Source organism: Paraniabella aurantiaca (assembly GCF_050309965.1).
Lineage (GTDB): Bacteria > Bacteroidota > Bacteroidia > Chitinophagales > Chitinophagaceae > Niabella.
The window spans coordinates 403417-418119 of sequence record NZ_JBLOSY010000002.1 but is presented as its reverse complement, the minus strand read 5'-3'; the positions used below and the strand labels follow the sequence as shown (position 1 = coordinate 418119).

At 40.5% G+C, this 14703-nt stretch carries 9 protein-coding genes; 3 read left to right on the top strand and 6 right to left on the bottom strand.

Annotated features, from left to right (window positions below):
* Window positions 1–173: 173 nt before the first annotated feature.
* Both ACLOAU_RS16410 and ACLOAU_RS16405 read right to left on the bottom strand, forming a co-directional pair.
* The gene (locus ACLOAU_RS16410; RefSeq protein ID WP_427862985.1) at window positions 174–2120 is read right to left on the bottom strand and encodes a sensor histidine kinase; all 1947 of its coding nucleotides are present in this window, start codon (window positions 2118–2120) and stop codon (window positions 174–176) included.
* A 60-nt stretch (window positions 2121–2180) separates the two neighbouring features.
* Window positions 2181–2825 (bottom strand): LuxR C-terminal-related transcriptional regulator, encoded by a 645-nt coding sequence (locus ACLOAU_RS16405; RefSeq protein ID WP_427862984.1) that lies wholly within the window; start codon window positions 2823–2825, stop codon window positions 2181–2183.
* A 184-nt stretch (window positions 2826–3009) separates the two neighbouring features.
* Here ACLOAU_RS16405 and ACLOAU_RS16400 point away from each other — a divergent pair, with 184 nt between their 5' ends.
* Both ACLOAU_RS16400 and ACLOAU_RS16395 read left to right on the top strand, forming a co-directional pair.
* Entirely contained in the window at window positions 3010–5040 is a 2031-nt protein-coding gene (locus ACLOAU_RS16400; protein WP_427862983.1) for a BspA family leucine-rich repeat surface protein, read from the top strand.
* Between the two features lie 965 nt (window positions 5041–6005).
* A complete protein-coding gene (locus ACLOAU_RS16395) occupies window positions 6006–6443 on the top strand; it encodes a hypothetical protein (RefSeq protein WP_427862982.1) in 438 nt (145 codons plus the stop codon).
* Between the two features lie 266 nt (window positions 6444–6709).
* Here ACLOAU_RS16395 and ACLOAU_RS16390 read toward each other — a convergent pair whose 3' ends face one another.
* From ACLOAU_RS16390 to ACLOAU_RS16375, 4 genes are all read right to left on the bottom strand, one after another.
* A complete protein-coding gene (locus ACLOAU_RS16390) occupies window positions 6710–8683 on the bottom strand; it encodes a sensor histidine kinase (protein ID WP_427862981.1) in 1974 nt (657 codons plus the stop codon).
* Window positions 8684–8801: 118 nt separating this feature from the next.
* The gene (locus ACLOAU_RS16385; protein WP_427862980.1) at window positions 8802–9446 is read right to left on the bottom strand and encodes a LuxR C-terminal-related transcriptional regulator; all 645 of its coding nucleotides are present in this window, start codon (window positions 9444–9446) and stop codon (window positions 8802–8804) included.
* Window positions 9447–9623: 177 nt separating this feature from the next.
* On the bottom strand, window positions 9624–11570 hold the full coding sequence (locus ACLOAU_RS16380) for a sensor histidine kinase (protein ID WP_427862979.1): 1947 nt from the start codon (window positions 11568–11570) through the stop codon (window positions 9624–9626).
* 27 nt (window positions 11571–11597) lie between these two features.
* Window positions 11598–12233 carry a LuxR C-terminal-related transcriptional regulator gene (locus ACLOAU_RS16375; RefSeq protein WP_427862978.1) on the bottom strand — a complete coding sequence of 212 codons (636 nt, stop codon included), beginning with the start codon at window positions 12231–12233 and terminating at the stop codon, window positions 11598–11600.
* A gap of 461 nt (window positions 12234–12694) precedes the next feature.
* Here ACLOAU_RS16375 and ACLOAU_RS16370 point away from each other — a divergent pair, with 461 nt between their 5' ends.
* A complete protein-coding gene (locus ACLOAU_RS16370; protein WP_427862977.1) occupies window positions 12695–14179 on the top strand; it encodes a virginiamycin B lyase family protein in 1485 nt (494 codons plus the stop codon).
* The last annotated feature ends 524 nt before the right edge of the window (window positions 14180–14703 follow it).

Here is a 14703-nt window from a genome sequence, read left to right as displayed (position 1 = left end):
TCCTTTTTACATTTTATTTTTAAACAGGCTCTTAAAGTAATAAACAACTGCTTTTTTTACTTGTTACCAGCTATATACATATGCGTAAAATTATCAGAGGATTAAGTTTGTTGCGCACAGAAATATGAGCATATTTGATAAGCAGGCCGGCGTCATCGTTCATAGAATTGATGTTATTCCTGATTCAGTGGTAAAGTCACTACCAGCTCTGTGCCTTTTTTTCCAGTCATGATATCTATTTGTCCATTTAATTGCGCTACACGTTCCCTGATAGACTGTATACCTAGTCCCAGGCCCTCAACCCTTGATTGTTTAAGATCAAAACCCTTACCATTATCGCTGATCTCCAATATCACAGAGCCTTCATCTTCATACAGGGATATCTTTACCTGGTTAGCCTGCGCATGCTTTAATATATTGGCAATAGATGCCTGGATGATCCTCAATAAGTGAATTTTAACGGGGTGACCCACCTGCTTAAATATAGTTTCATCAATTTCTACCGTGGTACTAAAGGATGTTTCAGGGAGAGCTTGATCAACTATTTTATGAATGCTTTGCGAAAACGCCAGCTGCTCATCAGTAGCCCCCTGCAAATACCATAAATGGCTTTTGTGACGCGTATTTTGATACACCATCCTGGCCTGAGATGCTATGACTTGTAACCGCTCCCGGTTTTCAGTATTGTCGGTTTCTATAGCATTTTTATCTATAAAATGGCATAAATAAGCCAGCTCGCTCGTTACATCGTCATGCAACTCCATTCCCAGTTTGCGCTGTATCAAATTTGCTTTGGCCTCCAGTTCTGCAATTTCTATTTGCGTAAGTTTATTCAGGTCTTCAATTTTTTTTGAAGCTATTCTTTCTTTGTGTCGCATTCTTATAACCAGAAATAGGATAGTCACTACTGCTATAAGCGTCATTATAAAAACCGTAACATTTCTTTTCTGCCGCTGTTCCTGCAGTCTTACCACCTCCTCTGCCCTTTGTTCGGCCATCAGTTGCGCATACAGGTTATTGTCGATATCCGCCGTTTTTACCCCAATGATAGAGTCATTCTTTTCATAAGCTTCCCGCAAAGCCTGATAAGCCATATGATAGTCTCCTTCCAGCGCATACAATTTAGCATCATATTCGAACCGTATTGTTGCATAGTCCCGGTCAGTTTCATCAATTTTTTGAACAATCAGGTTCAAATAATGCCGGCTGCTATCGGGTTGTTTTTGCTGAATAAAAAAATCGATATACTTCTTTAATAATACCCGCTCGGTCGACCTGACCCATAGCTGATTAACTGTTGCCTGCTGTTTTAAAAGCGTATAACTACTATCCAGGAGCTTTTTAGCAACGCCCATATTTTGTTGGAGCAGGGCATTCGTATACAAAATCTGTTGGTATAAATAAAAGCATTGTATCTGTCTTCCTTTTTCTAACTCACCTCTTTCCTTAAGCTTTGTCCAGATATTGCCGGACATGTTAACTATAAGCTTTACCATTCCCGAATCCCCAACAGCAGCATAAAGGCGGGATGCATGATTCAAAATGGTCATAGCATTTATACAAGTAACATCCGGTATTTTCTGTACATCTATAAGCTGTGGCAATTGTTCCAAAAAAGGAAGTACTCCTTTAAAAACCTGTTGCCTTCTCTCGTAATTGAACCGATCGCCTCTTCCATATACACCGAGTAGCATTCTGGGTTGGTTGAGGGAGTTGACATAAGGTGTTCTCTTCCTGAGTTCTTCTTCGTGCATTTCCAGGTAATAAATTGCGGCACCTGCCTGGTATGCAAAGACTGCATTGTTGGCCAGCAACAAAAAATATTTTAAACGAAAGTCATGATACGCTGTTTTACTCCAGGCTAGCTGCCGATACAGGGTGAGCTTTGTTTTTAAGGCAGTATCTTTAAAAGAGCGCTCAGCCAGCTTTTGAGCGGCACCAAAGAAACCAGTATCGTTTAACAAACCCGCCTTATAGCTACTGATCAAATCCTCCCATTTTTTTTCTTCAACCTGTGCCAGCAATCTATTACGGGAAAACAAGAAAATAGCTGACATAAACAACAAACAGGTAAACCACTGCCGACCTATTATTTGCCATCGGGCGTCAGGCTTATACATATTGGCTTGTTTTTAAAGATCATATTTAGGCTACTCATCTGTAAAACGCCCCCGATAAACCTAAATTAAATGATTATCGTATGCGTATTTTACCAGCTCCACCGCAGAATGTACATTAAGCTTCTGCATCAGGTTGCGCTTATGGGTCATTACCGTAACTGAGCTTATATGAAGCATTTCTGCCACCAGTTTTGTTTTATGGCCGGCCGCCAGCAGGCGTAATACTTCCAGTTCTTTTTTAGTAAGCGCTGTACTATCTGTAGCCAGAACACCGCTGGCAAACTTGCCGGTAAGATCGCTGCTTATATATAGCCGCCCTTTATATACATTTTCAAAAGCCAGTTTTATCTCGTGGGGTTCTACTCCCTTGCTTAAAAAACCATGGGCGCCCAGCGATAAACATTCTTTTACAGTATTGATATCAGTAACACTGCTTACTATCATAATGATAATACCCGGGTAATGGGAATGTATATAGCTAATAAATGGCGGGATTTTTTGCCCGGGCATCATCAGGTCGGTTAATACATATTGATAGCTCTGTATTTCCAGGTCCTTTTTGGCCTTATCAACAGTGTCTGCGGTATTGATAATACTGGTTTCCGGCAGCATTGTAACCAATAAAGACTTTAGTCCTTCTGATACCAAAGGGTGATCATCGACTATTAGGATATTTACGGCTGGTATATTAATGATGGTTCCCATATCGATTACAAAGCTACAGCAGTTTTGTCATTTATGATCTACTATTAAATAGGTAGTATTCTATACGAAATACATCATAAAAAAACAACGTATTATAGTATTGCTTATTGACTTTTTCTCCAGGATATTTGCGTATCCCTTTTAAACCTCATAAACAATATTTCTTATTACTAAAAAAAGAAAAATGAGGTTATTCATCAAATCCGGGAATCAAAATACAACCGGAACCCAACTAAAGATTACAAGGAAAATATGTTTTTTTATTGTGGCTTTGGCCATCACACCATTTGTAAATGCACAGGAATTTATAACAGTTTGGAAAACAGATAACCCGGGAGCATCCGCCACTAACCAGGTTACTGTACCCGGGCCAGCCGGAGCCTATACCATTTATTGGGAGCACACTACAAACCCCTCCATAAACGGTACCACAACCGGCAGTGGTAATATAACCCTTACTTTTCCGGCCGCTGGGCTTTACCGGATTAAAATGATGCCTGTTGCGCCTAACATACTAATGGATTTCAATACTATTACCAATCCATCAACAACAGATGCTGAAAAGCTGATAACAGTAGAGCAATGGGGAACCAGTAAATGGAATGCGGATATGCGGACTGCATTTTTTAACTGTGTCAATATGGATATTACGGCCACTGATATCCCTGATTTTAGTGGTGTTACCAATATGAGCGGCATGTTTACCGGTTGTAAATCTTTGATTGGAAATCCAACTATTAATAACTGGAATACCGCTTTGGTTAATGATATGGCCCAGATGTTTATGGGCGCTAATCAGTTTAATCAGCCTTTGGGAAGCTGGAACACATCAAACGTAAAAAATTTTGGATTTATGTTCGCTTCTGCCAGTCAGTTTAACCAGCCCCTGGCCAACTGGAACACGGGCAGTGCAACCAGTATGGCCGCCATGTTTTCCCATACCCCCTTTAATCAACCTATTGCCAGCTGGAACACATCAAACGTACAGTATTTCTCTACAATGTTTAATTACGCAGTTAATTTTAACCAGCCGTTGGATGCCTGGGATATGGGCAAAGCAATAGATATATCAGGAATGTTCCAGGGAGCCCATTCATTTAACCAGCCTTTAAATAGCTGGAATACGGTTAACGTTACTAATATGAATAGCGTATTCCACGATGCTCCTGTGTTTAACCAGCCATTGGATCAGTGGAATACAGCCAAAGTTACCAGTATGGTATTTATGTTTCGAAGGGCTACCGTATTCAACTTTCCCTTAAATTCATGGAATACTGCCAACGTTGTTTATATGAAAGAAATGTTTGAAGAAGCTTCAACGTTTAACCAGCCTCTTGATCAATGGAATACCGGGAATGTAATTGATATGAATGCCATGTTTTACCAGGCAACAAGCTTTAACCAGCCGCTTAATACCTGGAACACCGGGAAAGTTACCAATATGGGTTATATGTTCGCCATGGCATCAAGCTTTAACCAATCCCTGGCCAGTTGGGACCTTAGCAGTATTAATCTCTCCGGGGGGAGTTACGGTTATTCTCTTTATGAAATGCTAACACGCTCAGGTCTTGATTGTATCAATTATGATGCAACACTCACCGGATGGGCCAGCTCAGGTTCAACTCCCAATAATATGGTTCTCGGAGCTATCGGGCGTATTTATTCCGCAACTACTGCAGTTAGTGCGCGTAATAGCCTTATTAGTACAAAGGGATGGACTATTACCGGCGATACCTATAATGCAACCTGTAATACATCTTCTTTACCGGTAGTGTTCGGACCTATTACCGCCACTTTGAAAGGAGGCCACTTGAATATCTTATGGTCTACACTTAAAGAAACTAATAACAGCCGCTTCGAGATAGAGGCATCTGGTGACGGGGTTCATTTTGTAGCACTGGGTTCCGTAAATACTACTGCTGTTAGCGGCAATTCGGATGTTGAAATCAACTACCGCTTTCAAACCACCACACCGGCAATTGCAGTCATTGCTATTGCAGGTTTATTATTATTTACACCGGTAAGGGGTAAACGCAAATGGATTGGCCTCGCCATTTTAATGGGTATATTGATTTCGCTAAATATCGGGTGCCAAAAAAGCGGGAAAGATGTACTAAACAGCGAAGGCGATAAACTATTTCTCCGTATTGCTCAAATAGATATTGACGGTACAAAATCGTTTTCAAAAGCTATTAGCGTTACTAAAACGAATTAACAACTCTATGTTTGCCTAGCAGTAGTGATATAGCTGCTTTTATTTTTAATAGCTGGTATTCTTGAAAGAATATACCAGCTATTTTTTTCTATCCTTATCAAAACATCCATAACAGGGATTTCCGGGTGCCGCGAAATCGGTATAAAATATTATTCTGCATACGAGCCTTGCTATAACACTTTATAATTTTCTATCTACCGCAGGCTTACCAATAATGATGGCATCAACATGCAATGCAAATACCACAGAATCTACCAAGTCAATCTACTATAAAACCATTAGTATTCTAAGCAAAATCATCAAAAAAAGCGTCTTATTGCAGTATTGCCGGCAGGCCTTTACTATAGGATATTTGCATATCCCTTTTAACCATTTATTAAATAGATGTATTCTTTAAAAAAGGGGATGAAAGTGATTTTACGCACGAGACTCAATAATATATGTAATCGTCCAATCGGAGTCGCAAAAACCAATGGCACCCGTATTAATTCAGTTTCCCTGAATTGCGGATGCAATGCTGCTGTACAAAATTCACGACAAATGCCAGCTTACATTCATCCTGCTTACGGGTACAAAACCTTATTGCCACCGGTAATGGGTATAGATAAGGCCGTTGCAGCAAATCATCAAAGACAAATAAAATATTCAGGAAATTATATTTATATGGGTTACACCGGCGGATGCCGATGCAATCGATCCCGCTTAGGTGCTTAAGGATCATCTAAAATTAGTTACAAGATACTTCAGGCATGAATGTTTATCCTAAAGTTTGTTTAGAAGGCAGAGAAGGGGCCACCGGTCTTTCCAGGCTGGTATACCCTCTCTTTTTAAAAGCTGATGGCATTTAAACATACTATTTAACAGCTATTAATAACAGGTTAATGTTTAGTACCGGGCAAGATAAACAAGCAGGAAAGCCGAAAACTGCGATTAACAGAGTAGGCAATAAAAAATGTAATTACAACATGAAAAATTGGATGACCTTATTATTTTTTGCAGCAGTCTTGTTATTTTCCTGTGATAAGGATGATAACGTAAATAACGTAAGCCAGACAAAAAGAGATTATTTAATGGCCAAAACCTGGACCTACGACACATTAAATACCTATCCGCTTTCGGTGTACGAAAACCTGGAGCTGAACGAGTATTATGCGTATGTAGAAACAGACAGATCTTTAGTGGGAGCCCAGATTCATTTTAAAACAAGCGGACAAGTAACAGTTACATTACCATCGTTACCAACCGAAACTTTTGACTGGCGGCTTGTTAATAATGACAATGATATTGAGATATCCCAGGGGACAGATAAAGATACTTTAAGGTCTTTTGACGCAAACGCTTCTAGATTTTCTTATTTGCAGTGGACGAACGGAAAGTATTTCGCTACTTACAAATGGAAGTAATTAATATGCCCGACGCATATCAAAAAGACTACTGCCTGATTTTTTTGTTTTGATAAAGAGTACGGTTCCACCGGTCTTTCCAGGCTGGCATACCGCTCTTTTATTTTTTAAATTAGTTTTTTAATAAGTGAAATAGAAGCAGGCGAAAATATTCAATTACGTACATATTTTCTCATGTAAAACATCCGGTGTTGTTTCTACAACTGCCGGTTTTTTTAATTATGTATTCTTCACTGTTCTAAAGTGAAGAACGACTACGATTCCCTTTAAGAGTTTGCCAGATTACCCGGATGTAATGGTAGGGAGGATTTATTCAGCGGCAGGGTAATCACCAGTTCTGTACCTTTCTTACCGGATATTATTTCAAAAGTTCCATTTATTTCAGTTACCCGATCCTTTATAGAGCGAATGCCAATACCGGCCTTAGGTCCCGGCTGGCTGCTATCGAACCCTATGCCATCGTCTTTTATCTGTAAAATAACTTCCCTGTTGTCTTCATAAATAAATATGGAAACCTGGCTGGCATGGGCATGTTTTACAATATTGGTAATGGCCCCCTGTATAATACGCAATAAATGCACCCTGGTGGCGGGAGCTATATACTGCAGTACCGCATCATCAAGCTCTATCACTTTTTTAAAGTTAGTATCCGGAAGAGCATAATTGGCTAAGCGGTGAACACTTTGTGTAAAGGCAACATGCTCATCGGTAACCCCCTGCTGGTACCACTGATGGCTTTTATCACGCGCTTTGTTATATACTTCCCGGGTTTGCTCTGCAATTACCTGTAACTGGTTACTCTTTTCAAGATCTTTTTCTTCTATCACTTTCTTGTCAATCAAATGGCATATATAAGCTAATTCACTGCTTACTTCATCATGTAATTCCATGCCCAGTCTGCGCTGAATGATATTCACTTTGGCTTCCAGCTCTGCAATTTCTATTTGCGCCAGCCTGTTTAGTTCAGTGTTTTGCCTGGCCAGTCTTTTATTATGTCTCGCTCTTACCAGTAATAAGCCAATACATATAATGCCTGCAATCGCTGCCAGTAAAATAATGATGTTTCTTTTTTGGCGCTGGTCTTTTAGTGCCTGTACTTCCTCCGCTCTTTGCTCCGCCATCATTTGCGCATACAGGTTATTATTAATATCGGCAGTTTTTATGCTTATAATTGAATCGTTAGTTTCGTAAGCCTGTGACATATATTGATAGGCTTCCTCAAAATGATCCTCCAACGCCGATGCTTTGGCATTATAAGCCAGGTATGCATTCCCGCTATCCGTCGCGTCTTCGGCGCGACTTTGATTCAATAAATGCATATAATGCCTGGCGCTGTCGGGCTGTTGCTGTGTTATAAAAAAATCCACATATTTTTTTAACAGGGCTACACGGGCCGACCTGGCCCAGGCCGGCCTGATGCCTGTTTCGGTTGTAAGCAGGGTATTACTATCGTCCAGTAGTAGCCGGGCTTCTGCTTTGTTATTCAGTAACAGCGCCCTTGTAAGCAGCACCTGTTTATACAGGTAGTTGCATTGCATGAGTTCGCCTCTTGGCAGGAAGCTTTTTTCCTGAAGGGCTGACCATAACTGACCTGAAATACCAACAACCTTTTCTACCATGGTCGTATCGCCGACACCGGCATAAAGCCGGGAAGCCATATTTAAAATGGTCATGGCGTTGATACAGGTTGGTGCCGGTATTTTTTGCTTAATAATGAGTTGAGGAAGTTTTTGTAAAAATGGCAGGACATTGAGAAATATCTCTTGCCTTTTTTTACGGTTGGCTTTTTCATTGCGGCTATAAACCGCCATTAAAAACCTGGGCTCATTTAGAGAATTAATATAAGCCGGCTCTTTTTGCAGCTCTTCTTCTATTTTTTGCAGGTAATACATAGAGGCCCCCTCCCGGTGTGTATAAGTTGCATTCGTACTCAGTAAGGAAAAGTACTTTACCCGGAAAGGCTGGTACTCTTTGTTACGCCAGGCAATTGTTTTATAAAGGGTCATCCGGGTTTTCAGCGCCGTGTCCTTAAACGACTGCTCAGCTAATTCCAACACTTTTTTCAGATAGCTGGTATCGTTGAGTTCTCCTGATTGATACCTGTTATCCAGTTGCTGCCAGTCATTATTGCCGGGTTGGCCTACCACCCTGGCGACCCACAGCAAAAACAGTATAGCCATCCATATATACTTAAAAGGAAACCCTTTCCGGGTACCCGAAATGGTATTTGTTATCAGCATGTTGCTTTGAGTATCTGTAATTTTATCTTCTAAGTAAGGCTTTCAGCACTATTTCAAATACACAGTTCACTATTCTGCCCCGGTCTCGCCCTATGTTTAGCCTACTGCTTCGTTACTTTTAAGTAAGGTGATTATCATACGCATACTTCACCAATGCCACTACCGAGTGCAGGTTTAATTTCTGCATTAGTTTTCGCTTATGCGTCATCACTGTTATTGGACTTATATATAACATTTCGGCAACGGTCCTCGTTGGGTGCCCTGCAGCCAAAAGGCGCAATACTTCTAATTCCTTTTTGGTTAAAGTGGTATTTTCCAAAGAAAAAAGACTGCTTGCAAAACGGCCCGTCAGGTCACTGCTTATATATACTCTCCCTTTATAGGTATTTTCAAAAGCAAGCTTTATTTCATCGGGCCCTACCCCCTTGCTTAAATACCCATGAACACCCAAAGCCAGGCATTCACGCACGGTATTGGTATCTAGCACGCTACTCACTATTATAATAATAATTTCGGGATAAGTTATGCGTATATAAGTAATAAATTCCGGAACCTGCTGCCCGGGCATCATCAGGTCAGTAAGCACAAATTGCCAGGGACGCTCTCGCAGCGTTTTTTTGGCTTTCTCAATCGTATCAATCGTCTCAACAGTGCTACCTTCCGGAATCATGTTCATTAACAAGGCCTTAAGTCCCTCCGATACAAGAGAATGATCATCAAGCAATAAAATATTCACGGCCGGTATATCAATAGCATGATCCATATTGATGACAAAACTACGCCATATTGATGATTTATAAGTTAATACATTTATAGTAGCTTATAAATTATTCAAATATGCGGCAAATAAAACTTTTAGGTTAGTTCAACAAATCATGTCGCCATTCAAAAAAAGCCTAAAAGCTTCTGTTTACTTTAGTTGCAACAAAAATAAAATATCTTATAAAGGCATTGAAACAACCAGCTTTGTACCAACTGAAGTGGAAAATACCTCAAGGGTACCATTCATTTCGGCAACCCGGCTTTGCATAGACTGCATACCCACGCCTCTTTTTAAAGTTTTGGTATTAAAACCCTTGCCATTATCTTTTAGTTCCATAATCAGGTTGTTCTCATCTTCATAAATAAATAACTGAACGAGGCTGGCCCTGGCGTGTTTAAGAATATTGGCAACCGCTTCCTGTATAATATACAGTAGCTGTATCCTGGCATTGTAGGAAACTCTTTCCAACGAAGCATCATCAATACTTATTTCTTTTTCATAGGCTTTATCCGGCAAAGCATACGCTGTTATTTGACGGACACTTTCAACAAAAGAAGCCTCCTCTTCTTTAAACCCTTCTGAATACCAGTCATGGCTTTTATGCCGTACATGCTGGTATACCTGATTCGTCATATTCCAGATTTCCCTTAGCCGTTTTTGATTTACCGGATCAGTTTCATCCATACTATGTGTTTGTATATAATTACAAACATTAACCAGGCTTCCTGCAATATCATCGTGAAGGTCCATACCGAATTTTCGTTGTATCATTATGGCTTTTGCTTCAAGTCCATTTATTTGTACCAGGGTAATTTTGTTTAGCTCCTCAATTTTTTTTGCAGCAGTGGCTTCTTTCCGCTTTATGTAAATAAGCAATCCGGCTATAAAGATGAGAAGGATCACAGCAATAGTAACTCCAGCCATTGTCTGGTTCCTCTTCTGCGCTTCAGCCACCGCAAGAGCTTCACTTTTTTGTTCTGCCACGAGCTGGGCATACATATTATTATTAATATCAACCGTTTTTTCTCCAATAATAGAGTCATTGTCTTCATATGCCTGCATTGCAATCTCATAAGCTGTCTTATAGTTGCCCTCCAGCGCCTTTAGTTTTCCATATTGCAGGTTAAAAGAACTTCCATCTCCCGGAACCGAATGATTTTTCTTTTTTTCCTTAAGTAGAGTCAAATAATATTGAGCGCTATCTGCTTGCTTGTGGAAGGTAAAAAAAGAGAGATAGCTTTCCAGTACTTCCATCTCCGCCATGCTTCTCCAAACAGGATTCATTTTATTGTCAGTCACATTCAGCATCAGGTAAGTGCTATCGAGCATTTTCTTAGTAATATCTGCAGGGTTTAAGAGGTTGCTTGCCACATATTTTACCTGGTACAGCAAATATTGGCACTGCTGTATTTTACCTTTATCCGGTACATTTTTTTTTCGCAAACTACTTACCAGGTCTTCGGCAACACTGAGTATAGCGACAACTTTTCCCCCGTCTTTTTTAAAAGCATATAACCTGGCGCCATTTACCAGTATGGTCATAGCATTGGTATAAGTAAGGGCGGGTATATTGTCTTTAAGTATCCGCTTCGGCAGTGTTTTTATAAAAGGGAATACCTGCTCAAAAATGGCGGCTCTTCTTTGGTTTCCACTCTTATGTCGTCCATAAATAGCCATCGATAACCGTGCTTCATTCAACGAGTTGATATAGGAGTTTTCTTCTTTTGCTTGTTCTTCTAGTTTTTGCAGGTAATAGATAGCGGCGCCCTCTTTATGGGTAAAAGTGGCGTTATTAGCCAGGAAGGCATAATATTTAATACGATAAGATCGGTACATAGCCTTACTCCAGGCTATGGATTTATAGTTGCTCAATTTTCCCCTTAGGGCAGAATCCTTAAAGGAGCGTTCTACCAGCAACTGGGCCCTGTTAAGATAAACAGTATCATTAATTTCTTTTTTTTCATGTTTCGTTAATAGGTCCTCCCATTCTTTAGCTGCCGGTAATTGACTAGAAACGGGGGACAAAAAAGAAAAGAAAAGAAATATAGAAATCAAATGCCTTCCTGCCATTTGCATTACCCGTAGTTGTTGGCCGGCTTTTACCAGGTGGTTCTTATAGCGCATCGGCTCAACGTTTTAAGGTGATCATTACTACACCAGCGAATTATCATAAGCGTATTTCACCAACTCGGTTGCCGAGTGTAAATTCAGTTTCTGCAGCAGGTTTCTTTTGTGCGTCATGATAGTAAGGGGGCTTACATGAAGCATCTCTGCCATTACAGATGTTTTATGTCCTTTGGCAATTAAACATAATATTTCCAGCTCTTTGGGAGTGAGTCGGGAAGTGTTTTCCGCTAAAAGGCTGGTTGCCAGGTTACTACTTAAGTCGCTGCTCACAAACCTGTTACCCTTATAAGTATTTTCAAGGGCAAACTTTATTTCATGATGAGTTACAGCCTTACTTATATACCCATTGGCGCCTAAAGCCAAACAATTTTTTATATTATGAACATCAATAACCGTTGAAAGTACCAGTATGATAAGATGGGGATATTTGCCCCGGCAATAGCTAATAAAATTTTTTGCATTTTGTCCCGGCATGAGCAGGTCAACCATTAAAAAATGATACTTCTGCTGCTCCAGGCTGAGCATAGCTTTTTCTATAGAAACGAAAATCTGAATAGTAGAATGCTTTGGCAAGATCTTTACAAGCAACTCTTTAAAGCCTTCAGCTACCATCGCATGATCGTCCAGCAGCAAAATATCAGACCGGGGTATATCTACCATACGATCCATTTTATTTAGTACAAAAATAACGATTAAACAATATATGCATATCTCATTTTTATAGTATGGAAATAAATCATTGGCAATATAAGCCCACCTTGATTTAAAAAGAAACAAACGGGCTGGGAATGAAAAAATTTACCTTTTTTAAGGTATAAGTGCACTTATATGGTAGTATAAAAAACACATTTTTAAGGCGATTGTTAAAAATACCCAATAGCCGGAACTTTGCGAAGTTTACAAGTAATGACAATAACAAAACTACTGATAACCAGATAAAGTTCAGAATATGCAACTGCTGTTATTGAGTATTGGAGGCATTGTTAGTTATATAACTGCATCACATCAAACAGGACAATTCCTGTAAACCCGGAAAACTGTTTTCAGCAAAAGAAAAAACAGCTAACCATCCACAATCAATCATTAAAAATGAATCAAAAACAATTACAAAGGTTATGATTATGAACAAAAGTCACATCAGGAAAAGAGCGGCCCTGCTATTATGTTTTGGCACTGTTGCCGGTTTTGTACATGCCCAGTACGGTTCTCCCTTTTCCAACCTGGCTACAACCGGAAGTGGTAGTAGTCCAATGGGTCTGACTATAGATGCGGCAAACAATCTCTACGTGTCAAACTATAATACCGGCTCTATCAGCAAAATAACACAAGCCGGTGTTGTAAGTACATTTGCTACCTCAGTTGGAGCCCGTCTTGACCAAATGACTATAGATAACGCAGGCAATATTTATGCGGTATCATCAACAGGATCATGGAGCTCCTCCGTTAAAAAGGTAACGCCGACAGGTAGTGTGAGTACATTGGCCAACGTGCCGGGAGGCGGCCTGGGACCAACCGGCACCATAGGTATTGCGGTCGACAAGACATCGGGTAATATATATACTACGGATAATACCGGCAATACGGTTAGCCGGATTACGCCGGCAGGTGTCTTAACCTCCTTCACAGTCGGTTCTAAGCCTATAGGCATTGCATTAGACGGAGCGGGAAATATTTATACGGCCAACTGGGGTAGCAATACCGTTAGTAAACTATCGCCGGCAGGCACCCTTTTGGCCACCTACCCGGTAGGACCCAATCCATGGGGAGTTACAATTGAACCGGTATCGGGCAATATCTACGTATCAAACGCCGGTCCATACGACGGCGGAGGAAGCCCCTCTCCCAATGGCACGGTTAGTAAAATAACACCGGCAGGCGTTGTTACCACTACCTGGGCAACAGTTGGAAATGCGGCTGACGCCATTACAACCGACGCTGCCGGCAATGTGTATGTGGTGAATAGTTATGGCGGAACGGTTAGCGAAATAACACCGGCAGGCGTTGTTACCACACTTAACTTGCCAACCGCATCAGGAACACCGCAGACCCAATTATACCCCTGGAGTATTCTAATCTCGTCAGGTCGTGCTTATGTAGCCGTTTCCGGCACCGACATGGTTGCTGCTACCCCTCTTGTTGCATCATTACCGGTAACCTTTGGCTCCATCAACGCAACACAGGAGGGCGATATGCTTTCTGTGAACTGGCAAACTGTATCTGAAACCAACAATGATCATTTTGATATAGAAGTATCCCAGGATGGTGTTCATTTTGTCAAGGCCGGTACTGTTACCAGCAATGCTGTAAATGGTAACTCCCATAAAGCATTAAGGTATGTATTCACTACCCCGCTACATACTGCACTGTCATTAGCAGGTCTTTCAGTTCTGGCCCTGGGTATTGGCCTGCTGGCTTTTAACAGGAAGAACAAGCTGCTGATGCTTTGTCTTATAGCAGCAGGCACCGGCTTATTTACCGTTTCCTGCAGCCGTAACAGTGACCTGGTAGACACAAATAAAGAGGCTAATTTATCGGTACGTATTGCACAGGTAGATAAAGACGGTAAAAAAAGCTACTCCCCTGTTGTAAAGGTTATAAGAAAATAAAACGCAAAAATTTTTGTTTAGAAGGTAGAGTGCGGTTCCACCGGCTTTTCCAGGCTGGTATACCCACTCTTTTTTTCAATTCCTGAAGGCTATAACTATATAGGTCTTTTTGATGATGCTTGTTATTGACATAAAATCAGTTCTTAATAAATAATTCAGATTTTCTCATGTAACTCGGCGTTGTTTTTATTTCTGCCGGCTTTTAATGAGGCCCTGGTTATCCTCCTGCATTTGACATATAAAACTTTACCGGTTATCAATAAGCAGCATGCTAATACTTGAGGCTTAGGGATTTGTATGAATCATTTTATAAAATAAGCCTGATACCTTTTCCAGCATATAATTCGGCTCTACTTTCCAGTGCCTTTCCAAGGCCCATCCGTATTTATTTATTATTATGGCTGTAGCTACTAAAGCTGTTCAACAGTTATCCTATATACTTACTCTTCTATTTTTTTACAAACGATAGCAGACTTATTGCAAAAACTACTATAAATATAGTAGACTGTTCACATTTATGGCGT

Coding starts and splice junctions, on each gene's coding strand:
- ACLOAU_RS16375 (WP_427862978.1), bottom strand. CDS start 12,233: ATGGTAGATATACCCCGGTCTGATATTTTGCTGCTGGACGATCATGCG.
- ACLOAU_RS16410 (WP_427862985.1), bottom strand. CDS start 2,120: ATGTATAAGCCTGACGCCCGATGGCAAATAATAGGTCGGCAGTGGTTT.
- ACLOAU_RS16390 (WP_427862981.1), bottom strand. CDS start 8,683: ATGCTGATAACAAATACCATTTCGGGTACCCGGAAAGGGTTTCCTTTT.
- ACLOAU_RS16370 (WP_427862977.1), top strand. CDS start 12,695: ATGAACAAAAGTCACATCAGGAAAAGAGCGGCCCTGCTATTATGTTTT.
- ACLOAU_RS16385 (WP_427862980.1), bottom strand. CDS start 9,446: ATGGATCATGCTATTGATATACCGGCCGTGAATATTTTATTGCTTGAT.
- ACLOAU_RS16400 (WP_427862983.1), top strand. CDS start 3,010: ATGAGGTTATTCATCAAATCCGGGAATCAAAATACAACCGGAACCCAA.
- ACLOAU_RS16380 (WP_427862979.1), bottom strand. CDS start 11,570: ATGCGCTATAAGAACCACCTGGTAAAAGCCGGCCAACAACTACGGGTA.
- ACLOAU_RS16405 (WP_427862984.1), bottom strand. CDS start 2,825: ATGGGAACCATCATTAATATACCAGCCGTAAATATCCTAATAGTCGAT.
- ACLOAU_RS16395 (WP_427862982.1), top strand. CDS start 6,006: ATGAAAAATTGGATGACCTTATTATTTTTTGCAGCAGTCTTGTTATTT.